The organism is Leptospira bandrabouensis, from assembly GCF_004770905.1.
Classification (GTDB): Bacteria; Spirochaetota; Leptospiria; order Leptospirales; family Leptospiraceae; genus Leptospira_A; species Leptospira_A bandrabouensis.
Genome location: NZ_RQHT01000014.1, coordinates 1210264 through 1235829 on the forward strand (window position 1 = coordinate 1210264; position 25566 = coordinate 1235829).

23 protein-coding genes and 1 pseudogene are annotated in these 25566 nt (G+C 38.5%); 8 read left to right on the forward strand and 16 right to left on the reverse strand.

The annotated features are described in order from the left end of the window. Positions 1-73: 73 nt before the first annotated feature. The 4 genes and pseudogenes from EHR07_RS19280 to EHR07_RS12990 form a co-directional block, all read right to left on the reverse strand. Positions 74-307: pseudogene (locus EHR07_RS19280) on the reverse strand (type II toxin-antitoxin system HicA family toxin); the annotation flags it as partial. Between the two features lie 29 nt (positions 308-336). Further along, entirely contained in the window at positions 337-756 is a 420-nt protein-coding gene (locus tag EHR07_RS12980; RefSeq protein WP_135745461.1) for a MaoC/PaaZ C-terminal domain-containing protein, read from the reverse strand. Between the two features lie 16 nt (positions 757-772). Next, the gene (locus EHR07_RS12985) at positions 773-1210 is read right to left on the reverse strand and encodes an FAS1-like dehydratase domain-containing protein (protein WP_135573291.1); all 438 of its coding nucleotides are present in this window, start codon (positions 1208-1210) and stop codon (positions 773-775) included. 13 nt (positions 1211-1223) lie between these two features. Beyond that, positions 1224-2090: an alpha/beta hydrolase gene (locus EHR07_RS12990; RefSeq protein WP_135745462.1), complete on the reverse strand. Its 867-nt coding sequence runs from the start codon at positions 2088-2090 to the stop codon at positions 1224-1226. 11 nt (positions 2091-2101) lie between these two features. On the opposite strand from EHR07_RS12990, the gene EHR07_RS12995 reads away from it, so the two are divergent. Further along, the gene (locus tag EHR07_RS12995) at positions 2102-4516 is read left to right on the forward strand and encodes a sulfatase family protein (protein WP_135746284.1); all 2415 of its coding nucleotides are present in this window, start codon (positions 2102-2104) and stop codon (positions 4514-4516) included. 47 nt (positions 4517-4563) lie between these two features. Further along, on the forward strand, positions 4564-5832 hold the full coding sequence (locus tag EHR07_RS13000; protein ID WP_135745463.1) for a lysophospholipid acyltransferase family protein: 1269 nt from the start codon (positions 4564-4566) through the stop codon (positions 5830-5832). Here the strand turns inward: EHR07_RS13000 and EHR07_RS13005 are convergent. Continuing rightward, positions 5829-7301, reverse strand: a complete 1473-nt coding sequence (locus EHR07_RS13005; RefSeq protein ID WP_208739790.1) for an OmpA family protein — start codon at positions 7299-7301, stop codon at positions 5829-5831. The genes EHR07_RS13000 and EHR07_RS13005 overlap by 4 nt on opposite strands. Between EHR07_RS13005 and EHR07_RS13010 the strand changes: the two genes are divergently transcribed. Further along, positions 7300-8211: a phosphate ABC transporter substrate-binding protein gene (locus EHR07_RS13010; protein WP_135745464.1), complete on the forward strand. Its 912-nt coding sequence runs from the start codon at positions 7300-7302 to the stop codon at positions 8209-8211. The two genes, EHR07_RS13005 and EHR07_RS13010, sit on opposite strands and share 2 nt — an antisense overlap. An 88-nt stretch (positions 8212-8299) precedes the next feature. Here the strand turns inward: EHR07_RS13010 and EHR07_RS19360 are convergent, their stop codons facing one another. The 4 genes from EHR07_RS19360 to EHR07_RS13030 all read right to left on the reverse strand — a co-directional run bounded on the left by EHR07_RS19360 (position 8300) and on the right by EHR07_RS13030 (position 10939). After that, complete coding sequence (locus EHR07_RS19360) at positions 8300-8401, reverse strand: hypothetical protein (RefSeq protein ID WP_135746286.1); 102 nt, start codon at positions 8399-8401, stop codon at positions 8300-8302. Between the two features lie 865 nt (positions 8402-9266). Next, positions 9267-9788: a hypoxanthine phosphoribosyltransferase gene (gene hpt / locus EHR07_RS13020; RefSeq protein ID WP_135745465.1), complete on the reverse strand. Its 522-nt coding sequence runs from the start codon at positions 9786-9788 to the stop codon at positions 9267-9269. Further along, a complete protein-coding gene (locus tag EHR07_RS13025) occupies positions 9785-10297 on the reverse strand; it encodes a SixA phosphatase family protein (RefSeq protein WP_135745466.1) in 513 nt (170 codons plus the stop codon). The genes hpt and EHR07_RS13025 overlap by 4 nt, the downstream gene beginning before the upstream one ends. 45 nt (positions 10298-10342) lie before the next feature. Then, positions 10343-10939 (reverse strand): response regulator transcription factor, encoded by a 597-nt coding sequence (locus EHR07_RS13030; RefSeq protein WP_135574094.1) that lies wholly within the window; start codon positions 10937-10939, stop codon positions 10343-10345. Between the two features lie 93 nt (positions 10940-11032). Between EHR07_RS13030 and EHR07_RS13035 the strand changes: the two genes are divergently transcribed. After that, positions 11033-13378, forward strand: coding sequence for a hybrid sensor histidine kinase/response regulator (locus tag EHR07_RS13035; RefSeq protein ID WP_135745467.1), 2346 nt, complete (start codon positions 11033-11035; stop codon positions 13376-13378). Here the strand turns inward: EHR07_RS13035 and EHR07_RS13040 are convergent. The 4 genes from EHR07_RS13040 to EHR07_RS13055 all read right to left on the reverse strand — a co-directional run bounded on the left by EHR07_RS13040 (position 13370) and on the right by EHR07_RS13055 (position 17205). Further along, positions 13370-13942, reverse strand: a complete 573-nt coding sequence (locus EHR07_RS13040; protein ID WP_135745468.1) for a DUF1569 domain-containing protein — start codon at positions 13940-13942, stop codon at positions 13370-13372. The two genes, EHR07_RS13035 and EHR07_RS13040, sit on opposite strands and share 9 nt — an antisense overlap. 26 nt (positions 13943-13968) lie before the next feature. Then, the gene (locus tag EHR07_RS13045) at positions 13969-14685 is read right to left on the reverse strand and encodes a TerC family protein (protein WP_208739853.1); all 717 of its coding nucleotides are present in this window, start codon (positions 14683-14685) and stop codon (positions 13969-13971) included. A 72-nt stretch (positions 14686-14757) separates the two neighbouring features. Then, positions 14758-16200 (reverse strand): hypothetical protein, encoded by a 1443-nt coding sequence (locus EHR07_RS13050; RefSeq protein WP_135745470.1) that lies wholly within the window; start codon positions 16198-16200, stop codon positions 14758-14760. 66 nt (positions 16201-16266) lie between these two features. After that, positions 16267-17205, reverse strand: coding sequence for an RluA family pseudouridine synthase (locus tag EHR07_RS13055; protein ID WP_135745471.1), 939 nt, complete (start codon positions 17203-17205; stop codon positions 16267-16269). A 56-nt stretch (positions 17206-17261) separates the two neighbouring features. Here EHR07_RS13055 and loa22 point away from each other — a divergent pair, with 56 nt between their 5' ends. After that, positions 17262-17834, forward strand: coding sequence for an OmpA family outer membrane lipoprotein Loa22 (gene loa22 / locus EHR07_RS13060; RefSeq protein ID WP_208739855.1), 573 nt, complete (start codon positions 17262-17264; stop codon positions 17832-17834). 427 nt (positions 17835-18261) lie between these two features. Continuing rightward, complete coding sequence (locus tag EHR07_RS13065) at positions 18262-18612, forward strand: DUF3147 family protein (protein ID WP_135745473.1); 351 nt, start codon at positions 18262-18264, stop codon at positions 18610-18612. A 39-nt stretch (positions 18613-18651) separates the two neighbouring features. Here EHR07_RS13065 and EHR07_RS13070 read toward each other — a convergent pair whose 3' ends face one another. Both EHR07_RS13070 and EHR07_RS13075 read right to left on the reverse strand, forming a co-directional pair. After that, positions 18652-19248, reverse strand: a complete 597-nt coding sequence (locus EHR07_RS13070) for a class I SAM-dependent DNA methyltransferase (RefSeq protein WP_135745474.1) — start codon at positions 19246-19248, stop codon at positions 18652-18654. A gap of 56 nt (positions 19249-19304) precedes the next feature. Next, a complete protein-coding gene (locus EHR07_RS13075) occupies positions 19305-20267 on the reverse strand; it encodes an LA_2444/LA_4059 family outer membrane protein (protein WP_135745475.1) in 963 nt (320 codons plus the stop codon). A 152-nt stretch (positions 20268-20419) separates the two neighbouring features. Here EHR07_RS13075 and EHR07_RS13080 point away from each other — a divergent pair, with 152 nt between their 5' ends. Beyond that, positions 20420-22033, forward strand: a complete 1614-nt coding sequence (locus EHR07_RS13080) for a fumarate hydratase (protein WP_135745476.1) — start codon at positions 20420-20422, stop codon at positions 22031-22033. A 42-nt stretch (positions 22034-22075) separates the two neighbouring features. Further along, positions 22076-24019, forward strand: a complete 1944-nt coding sequence (locus tag EHR07_RS13085; RefSeq protein ID WP_135745477.1) for a fumarate reductase/succinate dehydrogenase flavoprotein subunit — start codon at positions 22076-22078, stop codon at positions 24017-24019. Between the two features lie 103 nt (positions 24020-24122). Here EHR07_RS13085 and fumC read toward each other — a convergent pair whose 3' ends face one another. After that, positions 24123-25502: a class II fumarate hydratase gene (gene fumC, locus EHR07_RS13090; RefSeq protein WP_135745478.1), complete on the reverse strand. Its 1380-nt coding sequence runs from the start codon at positions 25500-25502 to the stop codon at positions 24123-24125. Between the last annotated feature and the right edge of the window lie 64 nt (positions 25503-25566).

Sequence of the window (25566 nt, forward strand, 5' to 3'; positions counted from 1 at the left end):
TTAGACTTCCACCCAGATAACATTCGTTTTGGGATCTGGTAAAGAAATCCCATCTTCTTCTAATCCCTGCTTGTTTTAAGATACTTTTTTCTGTTTTAATATCAACTTCTTTTCCCAAACCATGGTTTGGTACAGTGACACGTCCTATCTTCTCTGGATGTTTCAGTTGCATGTGGCTTCCTTTTTGAGAAAAAACATACCATCCATTCCGAGGTGCCCCAAAAAAAGGAAGATTGTATTTATAAAATAAAAGAGCATCGAAGTTTCCTCCGATGCTCTTGAAACTATTTTCAATTTGATTTTGTATTAAAAATCAGAAAGAAATAGAATTCTAAATTATACTGCGTTGACGACTAAATCCCCACCGGCTTTTACTTCGCCAGCTTCGTTTTTTGCTTCTACGAGTACTGTTACGGTTTTTTTACCATCTTTTTCAAATTTCTTTTTGATGGTTCCCACACAAGTGAGTTTTTCGCCGAGTTTAGTCATAGCTTTAAAAGTCACACCAAAATATGCGATGTCTTTTTGGTCAGCCCAAGAAGTACAAAGTCTTCCTACTTGTGCCATAACATACATACCATGGGAGATTGTTCCATCAAGACCTGCTTTTCTTGCGAAATCAGGATCGTTGTGAATGGGGTTAAAATCTCCAGATGCTCCCGCATAACGAACTAAATTTGCATGTTCGATCACAGGGATATCAAGTGGAGGAAGAGTCTGACCAACTTCTACTTTATCAAATTCGATTTTTGCCATTGTTTGCCTCCTTGTATTAATCCTTACGAATGAAAATCGCCATCTCAGCTGAAAGGATAGGATCATCTTTTTCATCGTAGATGGTTGTTCTGAAAGTTACGATTTCTGCTCTTCCTGATTTTACATCAGAAATTTCGGACTGTGCGTACACTTTGCCCGGATACAGAATTTTATGATACGTATACTCTTCTTTTAAGTGAAGGATTTTGGAAAGGTCGATACCGAGTTCCGCCATATCGTTCCAAATCTTTGGGTATCCCCAAAACATAATGACTGTAGGGAAAGTTGGTGGAGCAGGAACATCAGAGTATCCTGCTTTTTTTGCTTCTTCTACGTCAAAATAGATTGGGTTTTTTTCGTTGATGGCGAGGCAGAATTCTTTGATCTTTCCTCGTTCCACTGTGAAATCAAAACGATCTAGTTTTTTTCCAACTATATCTTTTGTTATTGCCATTGGCATTGTCTCCTTAGTGTTTGTCGATCCAAGCAACTAACTCTTTTAAGACGATTGCTCTGTCTTTAGGAAGTTCGTTCATGGTTTCATGATATAAATCATCAAAAAGTCTTATGGTTTTATCTTTGGATGCCACTCTTTCAAAAGCATCAGTAGTTCCTTCAGGAAGGGCAATTTGGTCTTCTTTTCCGTGGAACATATATATTGGCACTGTGATTTTAGCTGCCGATTCTAAAGTTAGGGTGTAACAGTTAAGTAAATAGTCACCTAAGTAAGTACATACGTTTCCATGTACTAAAGGGTCTTTTACATAAGCATCAACTACTGACTTATCACGCGAAATTAAATTTACATTTAAACCTGTGGGAATGGTGAGAGTTGGCAAAGCTTTTGCTAAAAAACCACCCGCTGCTTTTTTAATATCCATCACTAAGTCTGTTTTGACTTTGATAGGAAGTGCACTACAAATGTAAGCATCCAAATCATTTTGGTAGTTATCAGTGGCAGTGTAAAGGAAGGTAATGGCTGCTCCCATAGAATGACCAAGTAAGGTAACTTTACTGACACCTTCATTTCGTTTGGCGATATCGATTAGTTCTTTTAGGTCGGCAAAAAAATCAGAAAAATGAGTGATGACCCCGCGTCGTCCATCGGATTTACCATGACCACGGCAATCGATGAGGTAAATGGCGTAATTACGTTCTGCCATAGCCTCCAATAAAAAATTGTAACGGCCACCGTGTTCCCCAATCCCATGGTGGACCACAAGGACACGTTTGACTCCCGATTTAGGTCGGTAAATTTGGTAATAAATTTTACCACCGTCTTTATTTTGAAAGGTAGACTCCTCACGGGAGTAGGCTTGTTCCCAATTACTCATAGATGTCAACGGTGGACGATGGAAACCTAAAAAGAAAGAACTTTTCCTGTTCGTCGGAAACACGTTTTCCAAACTGGTTCCATATGCGAGCGACTCTTCCCTTCGCCCTGACGATCTGTTTTTGTCTCTTCAGCTGTTTGAACAAATCGGAAAGACGTTTCCCTGTGGATTTGGTTTTGGAATTACGAAATGCAAAATCCAAAATTTCGATATCCAAAGATTTATTACCCTACCACTGGAAAAAAAATCCAGGTCGTCAAAGTAACCTTCCCCTCTCTCGCAAATGGGAAAATACACAAATTACATTCAATACAGACAAAGAGATTTTTTTAAACCATTCCTTGGATTCGCTTTTTTTCCCGCCGGGCCAAGAGTATGAATTTAAAATCCCATCGGGACATTATGAATTTTCTTCGTTAGTAGGGTTGTTAGGTGGAACCGAATTTCAAACTCAAGTTTCAGGGAAATTGAAAATTTATTCAGGAGAAAATCTTTTACAAGAATGGGATCTTAGCCAATCACCAAAAGAAAGGTGGATTTCTAAAAAAGCAGTTTTAGATGTAGGTGCATTGGGATCACTTCGGTTGGTTTGGGAGAGTTTAGATAGTTATCTGTTTGTCGGTGAACCTTTGTTATATCCGATAGAAAAATCAACTTCGGTAAACCAAAAGGATGGCAAACCCAAATCGGTGATTCTTATCGTGATTGATTCTGCAAGAAAGGATTTTTTTGGTTCCTATGGGTATCCATATTCGGTCACTCCGGTGATGGACAAAATGGCAAAGGAGTCTGTGTTTTTCGAAAATCCATTTGCGAATGGAAATTGGACTAAACCTTCCATGATGTCTTTTTTTCATTCGGAATATTCGTCAAACCTTGGTTTGGGGAATTCTTGGTTTTCGACTAAACCATACCAAAGAAAAGTTTATTATGGGAAAAAAAGAGACAACTTAGCCAAAACCTTTCGGGAAGCCGGATACTTTACCCAAACGATCATGAATAATGTATTCTTTTTGGATTACACCACAGTGGGTTTGGATTTGGGATTTCATAACTCTTTTCAAGTGGGAATGGACATTGTGGATACCGAAGTTCTCACAAATAAGGCAATCCAATTTGTTTCAGAATACAAAAACAAACCCTATTTTTTACATTTTAATTTGAATACCCCGCATGCCTCTTATTCCCCACCACCTGAGGATATGACTGCCGTTCGTTCCATTGTACCTTCAGATGTTTTTTATAAGTATGAATCTCCCGTGCAACGTTATCTCGGCGAAATGCATTATACCGATCGTGAAATTGGCAGGTTAATCGAAACATTAAAAAAAGAAGGTACTTATGAGGAAACCATGATTATTATCACTGGCGACCATGGGGAATTATTCAGCGCACACCATGATTATAGTTATCATTTCATTATGCAAACTCGGTTTGGTCATGGGGAAACTCATTATGATGAGGAAATTAACGTCCCATACTTTATTAAACTTCCTAAGTCTGTACGAGAAAATTTGGACTCCAATTTGGCTAGGGAATCTGAATCCAGTGGGGGACAAATCCGAATTCCTGGGCAGTCTTCTTTGTTGTCTCTGGCGCCCACTATTTTAGGTTTTTTAGATTTATTGCCAAAAAATTCCACTTACCAAGGTGTAAATTATTCTTCTTGCATTCGCATAACAAACATTTGCCCAAAAGAAAAGTTTATTTATACTGAAGGTAGGATGTCGGAATCGGTTCGGACGGAAAATTATAAATACATTCGTAGATATCCTGGTTTTACTACTGTTAGGCGAACATCGGCCGGAGAACCCCATACAATGGCAGAAGAATTGTATGATCTAAAAAAAGATCCAGAGGAAAAAAATAACTTAAGTCCGATCCCAGAAGGAGAAAGTCTTTTGCAGACAGCAAGGAACGATTTTCGTCGGGAAAATTTTTTAAAACGAAACAACATACGAATTATTATCCCTCCTTGTTCTGAATCCATTTGCCGCGACTACCTTTCTTTGAATGTCCAAGGTTCCATTTACGATTGGGAGGTGTCTGATGCTATCCAACTGAATTCCGGTTCGGCAAAAACAATTTCCCTACTGAAGGAATCTAAACCTTCCAAGGTTACACAAGGGGAAGAATTAGTATTTAAAACAGTGAATCCTGAACTCGGTGCGTTTTTTAGTTTTTCGCGAAATGGAAAAACGATTCCTGTTCGTTTTGGGAGGTATGGGCTAGAGTATCAAAGATCGATCACACACTTAGAAGACTTAATTGTATCGGAAAGACAACCTGATGGTTTTCCTTCCTCACCTTTGCCTTGGGTTTATAACGATGGTGCCTTTAGTGGAACGAGGGAATCGGAGGTGCAACGTGAGATGGGAAAAGAAGTGAAAAAAATATTAGAAACTTGGGGATACATTCACGAATAATTGCTCGTATTGGTAAAGGGGTTTGGCTTACTTATCAAGACAATTGTATGAAAGATCTTTTTATTGCTCCACGTTTTGAATTTCCCATTGCATTGGGCTTGGATATAAGTTTTCCTATTCTTTCCAAACTCCTTTTCAATATTGATGGAGTGGAGATAACAAAAGAAGATGAACTTCGTTTAAAAGAAATCAAAAATAAACGAGTCATATACTTATCTAACCAACCAACAGATTTAGAACCAATCATTGCATATTACGTAGCCAATAAAATTGGAACAAGATTTCATTTTATGGCATCTCGAAGTATTTTTAATTGGGGATTTGGTTTGGTAGGTGAAGTGATCAAACGAGTAGGCGCTTTTTCTATCATTTCAGGTAGGTTAAATCGTAATGCGATTAAGACCACAAAGCAGATATTAGCTGAAGCAGATGGCAAACTTGTCATGTATCCAGAAGGGATGGTTTCTGGAGAAAATGATAATTTAGTATCGTTTATGCCGGGTGTGGCCCAAGTTTCCTTTTGGGGATTAGAAGCTGCATTGGAAAAAGATCCACATGCTGAATTGTGGATCCAACCCACCTTTGTGAAATATAAAATTTCCGGTTCGAGGGATTCCATCCTTGCCGACATTGAAACTTCGCTTTCTCGGATCGAACGTAAACTCAAACTTTATCCCGGTGGACGTACTTTATTAAGAAGATTTCTAACTGTTGGTCGCGTGATTTTGGAAGAAACTGAATTTGAATTAGGAATTCCTCGTGCGGAAACGGATGGAAAAGATTTTGATTATCGTTTAGGAAGGGCAAGACACACGGCACTGAATTTAGCGGCTTCGATCCTGGGTGTAAAGTTTCAAGAATCGGACAATGCCATCCAGAAACTAAGGCTTCTTTTTATGACCATCGAAAGTTTAGAAGCGGGTTCTCCTCTTTCCACTACACCTAAGAATCTAACGGATCAAAATATTCGTAGAGCCAAACAGTTGGTAGACACTGCCTACGCCTTTATCATTACCAAACCAAAGAATTTAATCCAATGGCCTTCTGCCGAACGTTTGATGGAATGGATTTGTAGTTTTGAAAAACATATTTTTGGGAAAACTGAAATGAGAGCAAGATATGCACATGTGGTAGTTGCACAAACATTCTCCGTTGCACCTTATTATAAGATTTACCAATCAAACAAAAAAGATGGGGTTCAAAGTTTACTTACCGATATGCGCAAAGAAATGGAAACATTGTTGGAAAGAGGAAAAAAAGAAAGTGAACCTTTAGTTCCTCCTTATTCTGTGGGTCTCGATTTACAAATTGGTTAGTCCAAAACTAAAGTAATTTCCACCCTGCGGTTTTTATGACGGTTTTCTTCACTGTCATTGGGGGCAATTGGTAGATCGTCTGCATAACCTTTAAAGGAGATATGTTTTTCATCCATTTTATGATTATCAACTAGCGAATGTAAGACGGACTTTGCTCTATCTTCAGAGAGTTTCCTGTTGTATTCTTTTTTTCCGATATTGTCTGTATGACCCGATACTCTAATTTCTCTATCTGGATATTTTTTAAGAATTTCTGCAATTTTTGCGACTGCGGTTTCTGCATCAGGTTTTAATTTGCTATCATTAAAATCAAAAAGAATAGAATCCAAAGAGAATACAATTCCATCCTCGGAAGTACGAACAGAAACCGGAAGTTTCTCGAGAGAAGAATCTTTTTCGGGTCTAGGAATTTCACCAGTATCCGTAATCCTTCCTAAGTTTTTTCCATTCGGTTCTTTATCATTGTTATGATCTTTGATACGATCACCTAACTTTGACCCATTCGGATCACCAGTATATCCCACAATTAAATCACCAAGGATATCTTCTCGAATGGATTCTTTATCTTTTGTATTGATTTGGTTACGTAGAAAATATATTCCTTTGATATGAAAGTTTGCTTCCTGTACAGTTCCGTTTGGATAAATAAAAGTATAAGATAATTTTACTTCTTTAAACTCGGGAACACCGCGGGTAGCATTAAAAAAAACAGTCCCCGAAGCAAAACCGAAAATTTTGTAGGGAACGTTCGGAACCATTTTTTCCCCGTCAGGTTTTGAATAAAAGATGGGGTAGGTATAAGTGATTTTTTCACAATTCCCTTTGTAATTTCCTTCCGACCAAGGAAAAATTCCTTGGAAGGTATATTCGGGAATCACTTTGACACGAATGCGTTCAGAATTAAAGTCAAAGGATTCTTCGGCCGGGAGTTTCCAAACATCAGAAACAGAAACTGGTGTTTCCGGAAAACTCGGAAAACTACGGAGGTTTGGCATTGTAAATTCGTTGGGAACTTCATAACGGCCATTACGAAAAAGAGTAAAGTCCGAAGTAAATTCTTTATCCTTCCAAAAAGGGCCAGAAGTTTTTCCATAACGAATATAGGTATCAAACCAAGAATTCACCAAACAAGAGTCAGGTGTGCATTTTTTCGGTTTCATGACCACTCTGTTTTTATCTTCTCGTTCTACCGTTTTTGCACCGACACGAAAAAAAACGTTATGGTATTCGTTTAACTCCAATACTTGATTTTCTTTCCATTTCCATTGAAAGCTGGTTTTCTCAGTAGGAACAGGGGTCGAACCTTCTAAGGTTAGAAATATTACAAAACAAAGTAAAATCAATCGGTAGGGAGTTTTCACAAAACAAAGATCGGGGTATTTTTTGAAAAACTGATAGGGGAAATGGAAAAAACTAGCGGTTTTTGCGATTGACGAAGGATGGATTTTTGGCTTTACCTGAATTACCATGAAAAACCTTTCCCTGCTTTTTTACATTTTGATTACAATTAACTTTGTCGCTTGTAAGGAAAAACAAACCTTAAAAGTGGCAGGTTCAGAAACCATGAACAGTATGATGCGTTATTTAGGAGCTGAATACGAAAAAGTAAATTCTAATGTTCGTGTAACAGTTGAAGGTGGAGGATCCGAATCGGGAATTGACAGACTACGAAAAGGTGAGATCGATATGGCAGTTTCCTCACGCGACTTAAACCAAGCTGAATTTGATGATCTTCGCAAAACTGGCAACTTAGAAAAAGTAAGATTGGCTTACGATGGAGTGGCTCTTGTTGTGAATCCAAAGAATGTTGTAACCAAACTCAATCTAATGCAAACCTCCGATATCTTTTCTGGCAAAATTAAAAACTGGAAGGAAGTGGGTGGAGCGGATGCTCCCATTTCGATTGTGATTCGTAACGATAAATCCGGAACCCAAGACTACTTTCAAAACCATATCCTCAAACGAAAAGATTTGGGACTTAGCGAGTTTAATGAATATAAAACCAATGTTTTTTCTAAAGAAGCTAAAATAGTAAAAGATAATGCGGAAATGTCTAAATATATCCAAGAAAATCCAAATAGCATTGGTTATATGGGTATGGGATCTGCTCTTGTTGAAAACAAAGACAAACTTAAGGCTTTGGATTATGCTAAAACCATAAAAGATCCTTATGTTGCCCCTTCGGTACGTAATGTTTATGATAGAAAATATAAATTAGCTCGTGAGTTATTTATCATTTATAAAACAGACCAAGGTGATAAAATTGATGCGTTTGTTACTTTCCTTACCAGTGAACAAGGTCAAGTTGCTGTTTTACAATCGGGATATTTAAGAGCATCACTTCCAGAAGTGGAAGTCTCTGCAGAGCCAGTAAAGTAAAAACGTTTTTCGAGTTAAATACATAAATATTACTTAGAGAGTATTCCGTTTTAAATTTAGAACTACAAACTTTCTTTGTTTGTGCTTCTTAGTAAACTAAAACTCTATGATTCATTCGGTCAGCTATGTATAGTTGGCCGGATTTGTTGAAAAAAATTCCAGTAGGGGAATATAGACTTTTAGGTCCAATGACTCCTGCATTACAACTTCCTCCATTGTAAAATCTGGTTGTCCGTACACTCTAGAAGAAATATTTATGTTAGGTGGATAGTATTGGACGCGGTTTACACCGGAAATATAAACTGCTCCATTGGAATCGGTAACCACTCCATAAGGAGAACTTAGGTTTTGGTTCGATGCAACGGCACTGATTGCACAAGCCCCTGTATTATAAGTAGATGCGCAGGTAAATGACCCGTATTGTCCATAGACCATGGTTGCACTTGTATCTACAACTTGGAGTGTGATTGTAAAAGTGCCATATCCGGGATTACTTCTTGTAATGGTAATTGGTGTAGAATCGGTGATTGCAGTAGTAGTTACTTTAATTTCTCCTGAATATGAATCCAAACTAAGTCCAACAGGCAAGGTTCCCTGAACCGAATAACTAAAATTTTAATACGGTTGTGGCAGTCGTATTGGTTTTAGCAATGAAATTTAGCATTGAATTCTAAATAAAAAATTACCAAACATTCTTTCAAAAGGTAAATTTGGGGAATTCCTTAAAAAGATTCTGATACGCCACCTCATGAAGTCATAATAGGAATGGATTCTTCTTTTCTAAATTAAACCAACCGGTCTTATCTTTAGTTTATGCAACCTGTTTCTCTGGCAACCAATCCCAGCGCCAGGGATCCGAAGGGCTTGGTCTCACCTGACAAAGGTGAGACGGTAGCGTAAGCGCACCCCGGAGTGAGCCCGGTCGGGTTAGATTTGGATTTTTGCCATCTAACCCATGCGAGGCGCCCGAGTGGGTCATTTACTCATTGGGGTATTCATTTTCTTAACTTTTGTTTGCTGAAAAAACAGGCGAATTGGAAAGGGAATGGATTATTCTAAAGAGTAGAATCCGTTCCTTCTAATTTTGCCACATAAGGAAGATTGCGATATCTGCCTTTGTAGTCCAAACCATAACCCACAAGGAATTCATCTTCGATGATAAAACCTGGATAGTGGACAGGAATGTGTGGATTGGCTTTGGATTTTTTCCAAAAGAGGGCCGCCACTTTTAAGTCTTTGGGATTTTGTTTTCCTACTTCTTCCAAAAGGTATTCTAAGGTTTGGCCTGTATCTACGATGTCTTCCACTAGAAGGACAGATTTATTTTTGACTGAATGTTTGAGCTCTTTGGTGATTTTTAAATCTCCAGAAGTTGTTCCATCGCCGTAAGAGGAGGCAGCCATAAAGTCTACCTCGTGGGGAATGGCAATGCTGCGACAAAGATCGGCGGTAAAAATAAATCCACCGTTTAAGATTCCAATGACAACTAAGTCTTTGCTTAAAAAATCGCGAGATATCTCTCTTGCGAGCTCATCAACACGTTGGTGGATTCTTTCTTCTGAATATAAAGGTTTCATTCTTTGCCTATTTGCCCAGGGATCCAGAAAACTGCCAATTGGCAACTGCCCCAAGTTATATCTTTCCATGAATCTCCAGAAAAACTCAAGCCGAGAAATGAGGCCGTTGGAAATTTCTGAAATCTAGATGTGTCCGTTTCTCCAAAGAGAAGGGAACTTCCTAAATCCTCTAATCCAGGATTGTGTCCGACTAGGCAGACGGAACGTACGGAAGAGGACAAACCATGTAATAAAAAAAGGAGGTCTTCTTTGTCCGCATCATAAATGGCCTCACGTAATTCTGGTTTGGGAAAACGAAGGATTTCTTTGCGTAGTGAGGTGTAAGTTTTTTGGGTTCGTTCGGCAGGGGAAACCAAACATTGGTCAAATTCAAAACGACTTTCTTTTAAATATTCTCGTAAGGCTTTCGATTGTTCCTTTCCACGACGAGAAAGTGTCCGTTCCAAATCAGAATCATAAGGTTCGTCCCATTCCGATTTGGCATGACGGAGTAAATAGATATGTTTCATACTAATAGTTTAGTCGAAACCAAAGATTAGAAAATCACGAAATGGCTATTTTTGTATTTCTTTTTCGTATTTGGAAATGAGCTCGTTATTGTTTTTACAGGAGAATTTGGTCCTCATCTGGTTGAGATGGTATTCCACTGTTTTTCTAGACTTTTGGATACGATCTGCAACTTCATTTTGTGACAGCCCTTGTACGAGTAGATTTAGAATTTCCATTTGAAAAGCAGAGAAAGGAAGTTGGACTTTGCTCACACCTTCGGAAACAAAGGACCCACCTTTCATCACAAGTTCGATGACTTCAGGAAGTTTGGAAATTGGGTCAGACTTTAGCATATAGCCGTCTGCCTTTGCTTTTAATGCATCTTCCACATAAACCCGGCTTCCATGTAAAGAAAAGATAATGACTTTTGTAGGTTGGTGTTTTTCTTTAATCTCACGTAATACATCGATTCCATTCCGATCTGGTAAATCGATGTCTAAAACTAAAAGATCAATGGGATTCGATTCTAAAAAATGAAACAAATCAGCGGCTGTTCGAAATTCTCCGGCAAGAGAAAAGAAAGGATTGGATTTCAGGATAGATATGATTCCTTCAGTGACAACGGAATGATCTTCTAAGATGGCAATTTTTACGGATTCCACAGCCTTATGATTCTCAGCGCATTCTTCTCATCCATCCAAAAATATTTTTCATGCTTACTTATTTTTTGTAGATATCCCTTAATTTTGGGTCTTATGTTCCTTGGCACCACCTCTTGCCGGTTTGATGCCTATCCAACCTTACTCGCAAAAGATGGTGTTGTCGATGTTCAAACTGTCGATTTTTCAGGGGAAACGATAAACCTCACAGGAAAATGGGAATTTTATTGGAATGAATTCTTGGATCCAAAAGGGAATTCTCCCGAACATAAATCCTATCTAAGTGTGGGAGTTCCTTGGTTTTCACAGGAAAATGAGGATGGTGAAGAGTATCCTAGTTTTGGATTTGGAACTTACCGCCTAACGGTTATTTTGCCAAATTCGGATTCGAATGAGGAGCCGTTTGCACTTTCCGTTCCCGCATTACATAGTGCTTATAAAATTTTTGTCAATGGTGAATTGGTAGCAGAGAATGGAACCACTTCAACCACTCAGGAATTCCACCGTCCTTCCTTTCATACAAAAATCATTCCTCTCATGGTTGTTTCTAATAAGTTAGATTTAGTCATTCATATCTCAAATTTTTCGCATAAGTATGCTGGCATTCATGGCCTCATTCGTTTGGGTAAATTACAAAACATCATTCATATCTGGAATGTGAATTTTACAATGTCATGGATCATTATGATCTTTATGACGTTTTTGGCCATTTATCATGCGTTAGTGTTTTTTATTAATCGATCCGAAAAAAATGCACTTCGAATGTCTTTTGTTTATTTAGGAATTTTAATTCTTTCTTCCACTTTGATGGAGACTCGAATTTTATATAATTTATTGTCTGATGAATTTAGTATTCCTTTGTTTCGATTTTCTCGCATCGGTTTTGTATTGGTTTTGTACTTTGGTGGTTATATTGTTCTGAACATGCCTCAAATGCGTTTTTTTAAACGTATGTTGATCTTTCTAAAAATCTATGCATTGATTTTTCTCTTTGTTGTTATGTTTACGCCAGTTTCACATCTCGCAGATATTTCTTTTTGTTTTGAAATCCTATCAGGTGCTTTTGTAATTTTAGGGCTTTTGTCTGTGTCTCTTGCCTTATACTTTCATAGAAAGGAAAGTAGGTTGTATTTTTTCAGTTTGTTACTAGCTATCATTGGCGGCCTTATCGATATACTTTTGATTGCCAATCCAACATTTGGATATAGACCTTTGGGTCTTGTCTCTTTATATTTGTTTATTTTTCCACAAACATTAGGTGTAACTTTTGGCCTTGTTCGTGTATACAAACGATCCGAATCTTTATCAAAAGAATTATACAAAAGAAAGGAAGCTCTCGAAAAAAAAGTAAAAGCTCGCACTTTAGAATTGGAAAAAGCGAATCGTTGGAAAGCAAACTTTGTTTCTCTAATTTCGCATGACTTACGTTCGCCTCTCAATAGTGTGAATCAAATTTTGGATGTGATTGATTTTAGTTTTAGCGAAACCACAGCAGAGGAAAAAAAGAAATTTTTAGAAATTTGTAAAACTGGTGTGACTCAATCCCTACGAATGTTAGAGCAATTACTGGATGTAAGTCGGTTTGATGCCTTCGGTACCAAACTCATCCAATCTCAGTTTTGTGTGAACGAATTACTGAATGAAATAATCGAATCGGTCGAACCACTGGCCACACTCAAAGGAATTCGCATCCAAAAAGAGACTCCCATCCAAGCGGAAATCATTGCCGATCGTACTTTGATCGGAGAGGTGTTTAAAAATATTCTTACCAATTCTATCAAATATTCCTACCTGAATTCAGAAGTTTGGATAGGTCTTTCTTATAAGGGAAAATGGTTATCTGTGGAAATCCGAGATCGGGGATTGGGTATGAGCGAAGAACAAATCCATCGACTTACAGGAGAAGAAACAATCAAAAGTTTGCCAGGAACTGCGGGTGAACGCGGAACAGGTCTTGGTTTGCAATTATGTAACAATATTTTAGAAGCTCATTTTGGCAAACTTCGAATCAAATCTGTATTAGGTGTTGGTTCCTCTTTTGAAATTTCGTTATCAAAAAGTACAAAGTCGGTTCTTCTCGTAGATGATTCTGGAAATTTTAGATCGGATCTAGCGGAGGTTATGCGAAGAAATCAATGGATAGTCATTGAAGCGGGGAATGGAGAAGAAGCATTATCGCATTTATCAAGGATTACACCATCGCTAATTATTACCGATTTACATATGCCAGGAATGAATGGAATTTCTTTGATCCATGAGTGGGAAGGGCGTCGTCACACGAACCAAAAAATTCCGATCATTTTGATTAGTTCGGATGCTCCTCTTTCCGGTGGTGATAAATTTTTGGAAGAGGAAGGATTAGAAACGATAGTATCTGCATATTTATCGAAAATGTATAAGGCAGAGGATCTCTGCCAACAAATAGAATCGATTTTAGAGTAACACTCGTTCCATGTGATTTTTGATATGAAGGCTATGTGCCACTTCGTATTCTTCTTTTGTGAGTTCCCCATAAGCAAAATGAGGCCTAAGGGAAGATTCTTTGGCTTTGGAAAAATCATCAATGGCTTGGATCAGTCTTTTGATTCCTGCCTTTAGTTCGGTATCATTGGAAATATCTTCCGCGCCAGGAATGGGTTCTTCTAATCCGTGATTCATTTTATTTTTAAAAGCAAAAACTGAAAAGGCAATTTTGCCAACAGAACCTCGGAATAGTGCCGATTTCATTTCAGGATAACCTTTCAAAGAATACTCAATACTTTGTGCACAGTGAGTAAAAACTTTTCCTGGACTCCAATTACCTGCCAACTGAATTCCCTTTGGGTATGATTGTAAACTAACAAGTAACGTACGGAAATCGGAAAGATCTTCCGCTTCTAACCAAGGAGATTCTTTTGAGTTCTCCGAGGAAACTTTTTCATCTTCGGGTTTGGATTCACTTCGCAGTGGAAGTTGGAGAACTGTATACAATAAAGCGGATCGTTTGATAAACTCTTTTCGTTTCATTAGAATTTTCCTTATAATCTTATAATTTATTTTTTTTCAGGTTTGGATCGGAGTTTCATATTTAGAAACTCTACTATCACAGAAAAACACATAGCAAAGTAAATATAACCTTTTGGAATATGAAGTTCTAATCCTTCTCCGAGAAGGGCAACCCCAATCAATATTAAAAAACTAAGAGCAAGGATTTTGATGGTTGGATGGCTGTCTACGAAATCAGAAATTTTCCCACTGGATAACAACATAAATCCCACAGATAAGATCACTGCAGCGATCATCACACCTAACTGGTCAGTCATCCCGACTGCCGTAATGACTGAATCTAAAGAGAAAATAATATCCAAAATCATGATTTGTACAATGACTTTGGTAAAGGAAACTTTTTTGCCGGATTCTTCACCTAACTCTGGTTCTCCTTCCAGTTTGTGATGGATTTCCGTAGTTGACTTGGCAATGAGAAAGAGTCCTCCTAAAATCAAAATGATATCACGGCCACTGATAGAATGGTTTAAGATCGTAAAAATAGGTGTTGTGAGTTTCATAATGAAAGAAAGGGAAAATAACAAAAGAATTCGAGTTAACATAGCCAGTAAAAGACCCAATTGTCTTGCTGACTTTTGTTTGGTTTTAGGTAACCGCGAAGATAGGATGGATATAAAAATAATGTTATCAATGCCTAGGACAATTTCCAAAGCAGTTAATGTAAAGAGGGCAAGCCACATTGTGGGATCAGAAAGAATTTCTATCATTACCTGTCCCAAACTGTTCGAAGGAAAACTAGAATCAATCGAATTCTTGAGTTTAAGAATTCCATCTTGTCAATTTCTGCGAAAAAAATACCAACCTTCGCAAGCTTTCACCAAACGGACCCCTTTCCAATTTTCCAAATTTTCTTTGGATTCGGTCACTCCCCAGGAAAAGGAAACAAAGGATTGGTTTTTTAAGTTTCCATCCCAAGTAAAATTGGCCACCCAAGGGTAGTACACTCCGTCTTTTGTGAAAGGAACAAGAGTCCATTTTTGATGGGAAAACGCATAACTGTATTTGATGGGCCAGTACGTGGCAGCACCGGGAAGGTTCGGATCAAATTCTGAAAGACATTCCAATCTGTGATTTCGTTTGGTTTCTCCGGCTTTGACCATTGTTGTAAGTTCGGAATGTTTGCCTAAGTAATACCAAAAACATCCAAACACCAAAACAATTGGAATTCCAAATCGAATGAAAGGAATCCTTTCTAACAATCGAAAGGAAAAATACAAAATTCCAAAAGGAAGGATGTAAAAATAACGTATGTTTGGTTCTATTTGGATGGTATATAAAATGAAAATGGAAATCAAAGGAGAAAGGTAAAAAACGAAATCGAGAAAAAAATCTTTTCCCTGATTCCGAAAAAGAGATAAAAGTACAAACAAAGATCCAATCACCAAATACCAATAGAACCACTCCGAAAGTACCTCTTGGTTTGAGACGGAATGAACCAGTGTTTGCCAAACAGAATTTGGATCTATAAGAATCGAATGAAATGTATTCATTAGTTTGGTGAGGTGAGAGAGGTTGTCGGATCCCATTGTGCCGATCCCCAACCATCGCAGTCCTTTGCCGATGGACTTTGCTAAGTGATATCCCACAAAACCCATGCTAAGTGGTCCTACACTTTGCCAACGCAAACGAACAAGGGCATAAAAAATTAAAAACGGTGAGAAGTTGATGAAAAACCAATATTCCGAAACCCAAACAAGGGTCATAAGGAGGAGGAACCGAAACCAAACTTTGCCTTTTTTGGGGTTCCAATGATCCAATTCAAACAAAGTCCAGATAACAAAGAAAAAGGTCATCGCATGGAAGCTGGGAAAGTAAAACTGGCCCAATTGGTTGGGATCAAGTCCCGCAAACATAAAAAATCCCAAGGAAACCAAATAAGAGAATCGTTTGGCCAATCCAAGGGATCTGGCTAACGCATAAGGCAGACAAAATACAAGGAATCCAAAAACTAAGTGGAACCAGTAAATCGAAGAAACAATGGGATAGGCAAGGATGGCATAGATCAAATCAGGAAAAATAGTGGTGCAAGGAGGAAGGTTCCATCCTCGAACACCTTCCCATCCGCCAGTCCAAAAATCCCGTGCAAACAAATAAGGATATAAAATATCGCTATCAGTACCTTCCCCCAAATGATTTTCATAGATGACATCATAAAACAGATGAAAGCTGCCAAATAAAATCAGTAAGATGAGGATTGGTTTTACATTTCGCAATTTCATAAAAAAATCACTGGCAATCGGAAATCATATTTCTTTACAAACATGATTATGAAAAGATACGTCCCACTAGTAACTGGGGCATTTCCGTTCAAAGGTTTTGAACCTTTCTGGAAAATCAAGTTCCACTAAGATTCGTTTGTCGGCAATAAAAGGATGAGGAAACTCCAATCGTTTGGCAAAAAGTAAAAGTCCATATTGTGCATAGTCTTTTGCCGAACGAGAATACAATGTATCACCTACGACGGGGCAACCAATCTTTGCCATATGAACACGGATTTGGTGGGTACGACCGGTTTCCAGCCCTAGTTTCATCAAACTGTATTTCCGTCCGGTTTGTGTTTGGACAATTTTTTCTGTTTTGTAATGAGTGATGGCCATTCGTCCATCTTCCCGTACACACATTTTCACTCGTTCGACGGGATGGCGGCCAATGGGTAAATTGACAGTCCCTTCCGATTCCACAGGAGCTTGCAAAACCCAAGCGTAGTACGTTTTATCCACGAGTCTGTCTTGGAACATTTTGGAGAGGGCTGCATGGGCACGATCGGTTTTGGCAATGATGAGAACCCCTTCTGTAGGTTTATCGAGCCTATGCACAATCCCTGGACGACGTTCACCACCTGTGGCTGATAGGTTTTTGAATTGGTGGAGGAGTCCATTCACAAGGGAAGGTTGGTCGTCTCCCGGTCCACTGTGACAAGCAATCCCCGCCTTCTTATGGATAACCATAAATTCGTCCTCATCATAAAGAACAGGAATGTCCATAGGGATGGGTTCGAGTCTTGAAGGTGGTCTTGCGATCACATCCACTACATATTCTTCGCCAACGGTCACTTTATATCCATTTTTATGGGCGAGTTGATCTTTGGTTTTGTTTGTCACAAATCCAGAATCAATCCACTTTTGAACGGTTGAACGGCTGAGATCGTCTCCAGCATTGTCTTTTAGAAAGACATCTAGGCGACTTTGGTCATAATCTTCGGAAACGGTTACAAATATTTGCATTTTCGGTTGTTATCTAATGAAAAGAACTAAACTATGGAAACATTAAGGTAGGTCAACTGATGAAAAAAGGATTTTTTTTAAGCCTCATCCTCCTCGCAGGTCTTTCGCTTTCATTAACGAATTGTTCGTCTTCTGAAGAAAAAGAAACTCCAAAAGAAACAACGTCCACAACAACGGACAACACAACTGGAGTTTCTTCTAGAGATCTCAACGGAGCTCTTTTGGACGAAATCAACGTAGCACTTAAAGACTACCGTTACCCAGATGGTGTTCGTCGCAGAGGTTTTAGCTATAAACAAGCGGACATCCAAGCAGAAGATTTCAAAACTTGGGCAAAAGACAACGTTTCTTACATCAAAGACGCTCTTGCAAAACTTCCTGAAGGATATGCTTTAGAAGTAACTGGTCATGCGGATGCATCTGGTCCAGAAGAAGCAGAAGGTGCTAAAAAAGGAAACGGATACTATTCACAAATTCGTTCTGATGCAGTGAAAGACGCTCTTGTAAAACAAGGGATCCCTGCTGACAGAATCGTAACAAAAGCTGCTGGTTCTTCTAAGCCAATTTCTGGTTTTGATGAAAAAGACGCGATCAACCGTCGTGTGACTTTCCAAGTCGTTTCTAAATAAGAAATTTAAATTTCTTACCTAGAGACTTTTCTCTAAATCAAACCCACCTTTTGGTGGGTTTTTTTATACCCATATCCTTTTTGGAATTAGATGCCTCTTTTGTTTTTTTTGTTTGGGCGCCTCGCATTGGTTATGCGAATGAAGAATTGATTTTAATCCGACCGCGCTTTTCGTTTCAATCCTTCGGATTTCCGCTTCTATCGTCACTTCGATACACTCAGCGTAAATGGCGCGGGGGGATGGGAGTTAACACCAAAGATGATTCTCTTTTTTAAAAATATGATGCGACACAGCTATTAAAATAAGAGTAAGAGGATCTATTTGTTTGTATTTTTTGAATGAAACAAATTCTTGATCGTAAATACTCTTTAATGGAAATTAAGAAACTACTAAAAACTGCCAAATTTTGAATTTGGAGAAATTATTTATGATTTTTATGATAATCAAATACTTAGTCACTGCGGCACTTGTTGTCATCATTTCGGAAGTGGCAAAACGGAATGATCGAGTAGGAAGCCTCATCGCTTCTCTTCCATTGGTCACCATTCTAACATTGTTTTGGTTAAAATTTGAAAATGCTGGCACAGAAAAAATCTCGAACCATGCCTATTATACTTTTTGGTTTGTGATTCCCACTTTACCTATGTTTTTGTTATTTCCAAAACTAAATGCCACTTACGGGTTTTGGGTAGCCATGTTATTCAGTATCGTTTTTACGGTAGTTTTGTTTTATCTATATCAGTTGGTTCTAGGTCGATTCGGAATTCGTTTGTTATAAAGGAATTTTTGGGATTACAATTTGATTTTGTCAGAGATATCACTTAATCCCTGTTGCCAAAAATAATGATGCATCTTCCTTCATAAAAATATTTTTCCCATGATAAAACGTATTTTTATTTATATTGTGAAACCCAACTGCAGAGAGTAAGGACTTAATTTCTAAATCGGTAAATCCGTTATGCACTTTGGGATGATTTATCTTTTCATTTTTATCAAAATCAACAAGGGCGATCTTTCCTTGGGGATTTAGAATTTCATAAAAAAACTTTAAAATCTTTTTTGTATCGGGGATATGCAAAAGAACCAAAGAAACCAGTAAAATATCTGCTTTTTTTGTTTTCGAGTTTTGCAGAAAGTTGGAGTGGATTACCTCTGCATTCTGTATGTTCTTTCTTTTGATTTTTTCGCGGACAATGTCTAACATGGGTTCCGAGGAATCAATGAATAACACATGGTCGACTAAGGATGTTAAGGTAAGGCCGACAAGACCCGTGCCACAACCATAATCAAATAAAGTTTTTGATTGGCTCTCTTGGCATTCTGTTTGCACGGCACTGGCAATGATTTTTGCTAATTCTATTCTTTCGTTTGTATCATACTCTTTTGCAAGTTGGTCAAAAACATTTGTTTCCATCCTATTTTAGACAACAATGAACCATGTGAATCCATCCTAGTTCCAAAAAAGATTTCTTAAAAACTAACCATCATTCCCAAATAAATTCCACGCAAACGATCAAAGTTTTCTGATTTTTTCGGGAGGTTCCATTCCCAAGTGTCTGTCACGGAAGGATTCTGTGATCCTAAATTTGCCGTGTTACTGCTAAATTGAATTTCATTGTAATGCAAATAGGAGAACTTAGAAACAATCATATTATAACCCACAAAAAATTTCATATTCGGATGAAACGAATAGGAAAGCGATCCATCCCATTCATAACCACGAAAGATTCCTTCTGTACCAGCAGTGGATAGGGAATATTGGAATCGGTCCTCCATTAAGTTAGGTTGTTTGAAAAACCTAGTGCCTTGTGTGTAGAATACATCCATTGTTAGGTGGAGTGCTAATTTTTGGGAGAGTTGGTAGACAGATTGGGCTGAGACTTGCGGCCCATACGTAAAAAAATATTCTTTGAAGGTTCCTTGGCCTAAATAGTTCCCATAGAGATACCTGTTGATATTACGAACCCCACCTCCCAGATATAATTTCCAATCTTTGTTAAGTAAAAATGTTTGGTAAAGGTTCAGTTCAAACTCAGAATGAGCCGTCGGAGAAAGATAAAACCGGGATACATTTCCACCTTGGGCCGACTGTTGGTAAAGTAGAGTATTTGCGTTTACGATTTCAATTTCAAAATAAGAAAGATCTACTTTGAATCCTTTCTCTAAGTTTTCATAACTGAAGACAAAGGGAATGAGAACCTTTCCATTTTCTTTCAAAGCGGAACTAGAACGAGTGGGGACAATGGATTCATTTTTATCCGTGAGAGAGCTGTATTCGTAAGGAAGGTAGTGGTAGGTCTGTCTTTTTAAGAGCAAACTCCATTCTGATTTTTTGATTTTTCCTTCGAGGATTGAGGTTTCCATTTCCCGGCCCTCCGCAAAAATCATGGAAGAGACAGAAACAAGGAATAGATAAATTAGGTTCTGTTTCATTTTTCCTTGTTATAGACTGATTTTAAAAAATAGAAACGATTTTTTCCCTTCCTGTTTTCCTCTTTCTCCTTGGTGTTTCTAACAGTCCTTGTAAAAATTCATTTACGAAACGAGGAATCCCGCGAAATTAGAAGTTATAAATAGAGGTTTCCATGCCAGAGTTTTTTTACGCCGATCCTTTCCCTTTAAAAGAAGACACCACAGAATACAAATTATTAACAAAAGATTTTGTAAGCACAGTCCCCTTTGGTGATAAAGAAATTCTAAAAGTGGAACCGGAAGGGCTTACCTTCCTTGCGGAAAAGGCAATGGAAGATGTATCTTTTTATTTAAGAACAAAACACCTAGAAAAAGTTCGTAAAATTTTGGACGACCCGGAGGCAACACCAAACGATCGTTTTGTGGCAATGGCTCTCCTTAAAAATGCTGTGATTGCCGCAGACAAACAACTCCCTTCCTGCCAAGATACAGGAACCGGGATAGTGATGGCAAAAAAAGGGGAATATGTAATTACCGGTGGCGATGACGCAGAAGCCCTTTCTCGTGGAATTTATAATACCTATGTAAACAGAAACTTACGTTATTCACAAGTGGTTCCTCTCACAATGTACGATGAGGTCAATTCTGGTTCCAACTTGCCCGCGCAGATTGATATTTATTCTACACCTGGCGATAAATACAGTTTTCTATTTTTGGCAAAAGGGGGTGGGTCTGCGAACAAAACGTATCTTTTCCAAGAAACAAAAGCACTTCTCAATCCGGCTTCTCTCGAAAAATTCATCACAGAAAAAGTATCCAACTTGGGTACAGCAGCCTGTCCTCCTTACCATATCGCAGTGGTGATTGGAGGAACGTCAGCAGAAGCCAATTTAAAGACCGTAAAACTGGCGTCAGCTGGGTATTTGGACCATTTGCCAACCAAAGGAGACAAATTTGGATCTGCCTTCCGCGATATAGAACTGGAAGAAAAAATGTTACTGGCGGCTCAAAAATCAGGAATTGGAGCTCAGTTTGGTGGAAAGTATTTGGCCCATGATTTTAAAGTCATTCGACTTCCTCGCCATGGCGCTTCTTGTCCAGTGGGACTTGGTGTGAGTTGTAGTGCCGATCGTAACATCAAAGCAAAAATTACAAAAGACGGAATTTATTTAGAAAAACTAGAATACGATCCATCTAAGTTTTTACCAACGATCGATGATGTGGATTCCAATACGGAATCCGTACATATCAATCTCAACCAACCAATGCCTGAAATTTTAAAAGTTCTAACTAAATATCCAGTTAAAACACGTGTTATGTTGTCGGGTCGATTGGTTGTAGCTCGTGACATCGCACATGCCAAGTTAAAGGAAAAATTGGATAAGGGCGAACCACTTCCTGAATATTTCAAAAACCATCCAGTGTATTATGCAGGTCCTGCCAAAACTCCAGAAGGGATGCCATCTGGTTCTTTTGGACCAACGACTGCGGGTCGTATGGATAGTTATGTGCCACTATTCCAAGAGAAAGGTTATTCGATGATTTCTCTTGCGAAAGGGAACCGGTCCAAAGTTGTCACTGATAGTTGCAAAAAAAATGGTGGGTTTTATCTCGGATCGATTGGTGGTCCAGCAGCTCTTCTTGCGAAAGAAAATATTAAAAAGGTAGAAGTGTTGGATTTCCCTGAGTTAGGTATGGAAGCGGTATGGTCGATTGACGTGGAAAATTTCCCTGCCTTCATCGTAGTAGATGATAAAGGAAATGATTTTTTCCAAATGTTGAATTAAAATTTTCTAATGAATCCTTTTCATTTGTTTGTCTAAGAAGTTATGAATGAAAAGGAAAAAAAATCATTCTTTTGGGACTCAAAAATCCCAGATGGTCCATTGGAAGAAAAATGGAATCTCTTTAAAAGGAATTCTAAATTAATTTCACCTAACAATAGAAAGAAATTCAAAATCATCGTTGTGGGTACTGGTCTTTCTGGGAGTGCAGCTGCAGCGACTCTCGCGGAACAAGGTTATCAAGTTTCATCTTTTTGTTTTCATGATTCCGCAAGGCGAGCCCATTCCATTGCTGCTCAAGGTGGAGTGAATGCGGCAAAAAATTATAAAAATGATGGGGATAGTGTTACCCGCATGTTTCGGGATACATTAAAAGGTGGTGACTTCCGTTCTCGTGAAGCAAATGTGTATCGATTAGCCGAGTGTTCCCTTCCTTTTATCGATCTTGCCGTTTCCCAAGGTGTTCCTTTTAACCGAGAGTATGGTGGTTATTTAGAGAATCGTTCGTTTGGTGGAGTGCAAGTCAGCCGAACTTTTTATTCCAAAGGGCAAACCGGGCAACAATTGTTACTTGGTTCCTACCAAACATTGATGCGTCAAGTGCACCTAAGCAATGTTCAATTATATACAAATACGGAACTTTTGGATTATATCATCATTGATGGCCAGGCAAAGGGTATTATCGTTCGCAATTTGTTAAATGGACATTTGGAAAAACATGCAGCACATGCGATTGTTGTTGCTTCTGGTGGATTTGGAAAAATTTATTATTTATCCACCCTAGCATTAGGATGTAATGCAACAGCAGTTTGGCGAGCTCATAAAAAAGGTGCCTTGTTTGCAAATCCAAGTTGGACCCAGATCCATCCTACCTCACTCCCACAATCAAACGGATACCAATCAAAACTAACCTTAATGTCAGAATCTTTACGAAATGATGGAAGAATTTGGGTTCCCAAATCAAAAGACGAATGTAGGCAACCAGGGGAGATTCCTGAGGAGGAAAGGGATTATTACTTAGAAAGAAAATATCCTTCTTATGGTAACTTAGCTCCTAGAGACATATCTTCTCGCGCGGCAAAAGAGAGAATCGATTTGGGTTTTGGTGTTGGTCCCTTAAAAAATGCAGTGTATTTGGATTTTAAAGACGCAAAAAAAACATTGGGAGAAGAAGTATTACGTGCTCGGTATGGAAATCTTTTTGATATGTATCAAAAAATAACAAATGTTGATCCTTTGAGCGAACCAATGTTAATCTCTCCTTCGGCACATTTTTCTATGGGCGGATTGTGGGTGGACTATGAATTGATGACGAGTGTTCCTGGACTATATGCAATAGGAGAAGCAAATTTTGCCGACCATGGTGCCAATCGATTGGGAGCCAATTCATTATTACAAGCATCGGTAGATGGTTACTTCATCCTTCCTGCCACACTTCCTAATTATCTTTATGATAAAGTAAACTCACCTCTCGTTTCCACGGATCATCCTAGTTTTTTAGAATCTGAAGAAAAGATTAAAAACGAAATTCATTTTTATACCAAAGCAAATGGACAAAAACTTATAGATGATTACCACAAAGAATTAGGTAAAATTTTATATGATGCTTGTGGATTAAAACGTTCTCAAGCGGACTTAGAATCCGCCATCGATACGATTCAAAAACTAAGAGAAGATTTTTTATCAGGAAATATAAAAGTTCCGAAAGACGTTTATTCTAAAAATGCAGAATTAGAAAAAGCGGGAAGAATGAAAGACTATCTAGAGTTAGCTGAGCTTATGTGTTTGGATGCACTATTGAGAGAAGAATCTTGTGGGGCACATTTTCGTATGGAACATCAAACAGCAGAGGGTGAGGCCAAAAGAGATGATAAAAACTTTCAATTTGTATCTTGTTTTGAATGGTCTGGAGATGTTTCTAATCCCATTTGGCACAAAGAAAGATTGGAATTTGAATCTTTTTTACCAAAAGATCGGGATTATAAATAACCAAATAATTAATTTTCACCTTCAAAAGGAAGGCGAAAAGACACTGTGGTAGGAGTTAACTTGAAGTTATACGCACACACACCGCGGTGTTCAGAAAGTAATTTCAAATCATCGCTTCTGGTTTTACCCAAAGATCAAATTCTTCGGCCGTAAGAATTCCTAATTTGATCCCAGCTTCTTTTAAGGTTGAATTTTCTTTATGAGCCAGTTTGGCAATTTTGGCAGCATTGTCATACCCTATGTGTGGGTTGAGTGCTGTCACAAGCATCAGTGACCGTTTTAAGTTTTGATTTATCGTTTCAAGGTTTGGTTCAATACCCCTGGCACAATGTTCTTCAAATGACAAAGTAACATCTGCTAGTAGTCGTATGGAATTGAGAACATTAAATATAATCAAAGGTTTAAATACGTTCAGTTCAAAATTACCGGAAGATCCTCCTACATTCACTGCCACATCATTCCCAATGACTTGAGCGGCCACCATCGTCATAGCTTCGGATTGGGTAGGATTCACTTTTCCTGGCATAATGGAAGAGCCGGGTTCATTTTCGGGAAGGGAAATTTCGCCGATTCCTGAACGTGGACCCGAAGCCAACCACCTGATATCGTTTGCGATCTTCATCAGAGAACAAGCAATGGTTTTTAAAACTCCACTGACTTCGACTAATGAATCGTGGGCGGCAAGTGCCTCAAATTTGTTTTCTGCGCTGACAAAAGGAAGTCCTGTTTCTTTGGCAATCGCAGCGGCAGCTTCCTTTGCAAATTTAGGATGGGTGTTGAGTCCTGTTCCTACGGCTGTTCCCCCGAGAGCCAATCGATACACAGACGGTAACACTCGTTTGATTCTATCTATGGAATAAGAAAGCTGCTGCACATAACCAGAAAATTCCTGTCCTAAGGTAAGAGGAGTGGCATCTTGCAAATGAGTTCTTCCAATTTTAATGATACTCTCAAATGCTTTTGATTTTTTCTCCAAAGTATCGTGAAGTGTTTGTAAGGCGGGAGTCAGTTTGTGAACGAGTTGTTCGGCACAGGCAATGTGCATGGCTGTAGGGAAGGTATCGTTTGAACTTTGCGCTTTGTTCACATCATCATTGGGATGGATGGGAGTTTTGGAACCTAGGACACCTCCTGCCATTTCAATGGCACGGTTGGATATGACTTCGTTTACATTCATATTGGTTTGTGTGCCCGAACCTGTTTGCCAAACCACAAGAGGAAAGTGGTCATCCAATTTGCCTTCGATGACTTCATCTGCCGCTTTTACTATGAGATTTGTTTTTTCTTTGGATAAAATTCCGAGTTCATGGTTTGTGATAGCTGCGCACTTTTTTAAAATTCCAAAAACTCGAATCATTTCTCTAGGAAATCTATCATTGCCAATGTGAAAGTGGTGGAGGGAACGTTCGGTTTGTGCACCCCAATAACGAGAGATTTCTACCGCAATTTCACCCATTGAGTCAGTTTCGATTCTTGTTTTCATATTCCCTCACGAATCATTAGAGATCCCATTCTATTCTTAATGTAGACAGAGTTTGTTTGGAGAA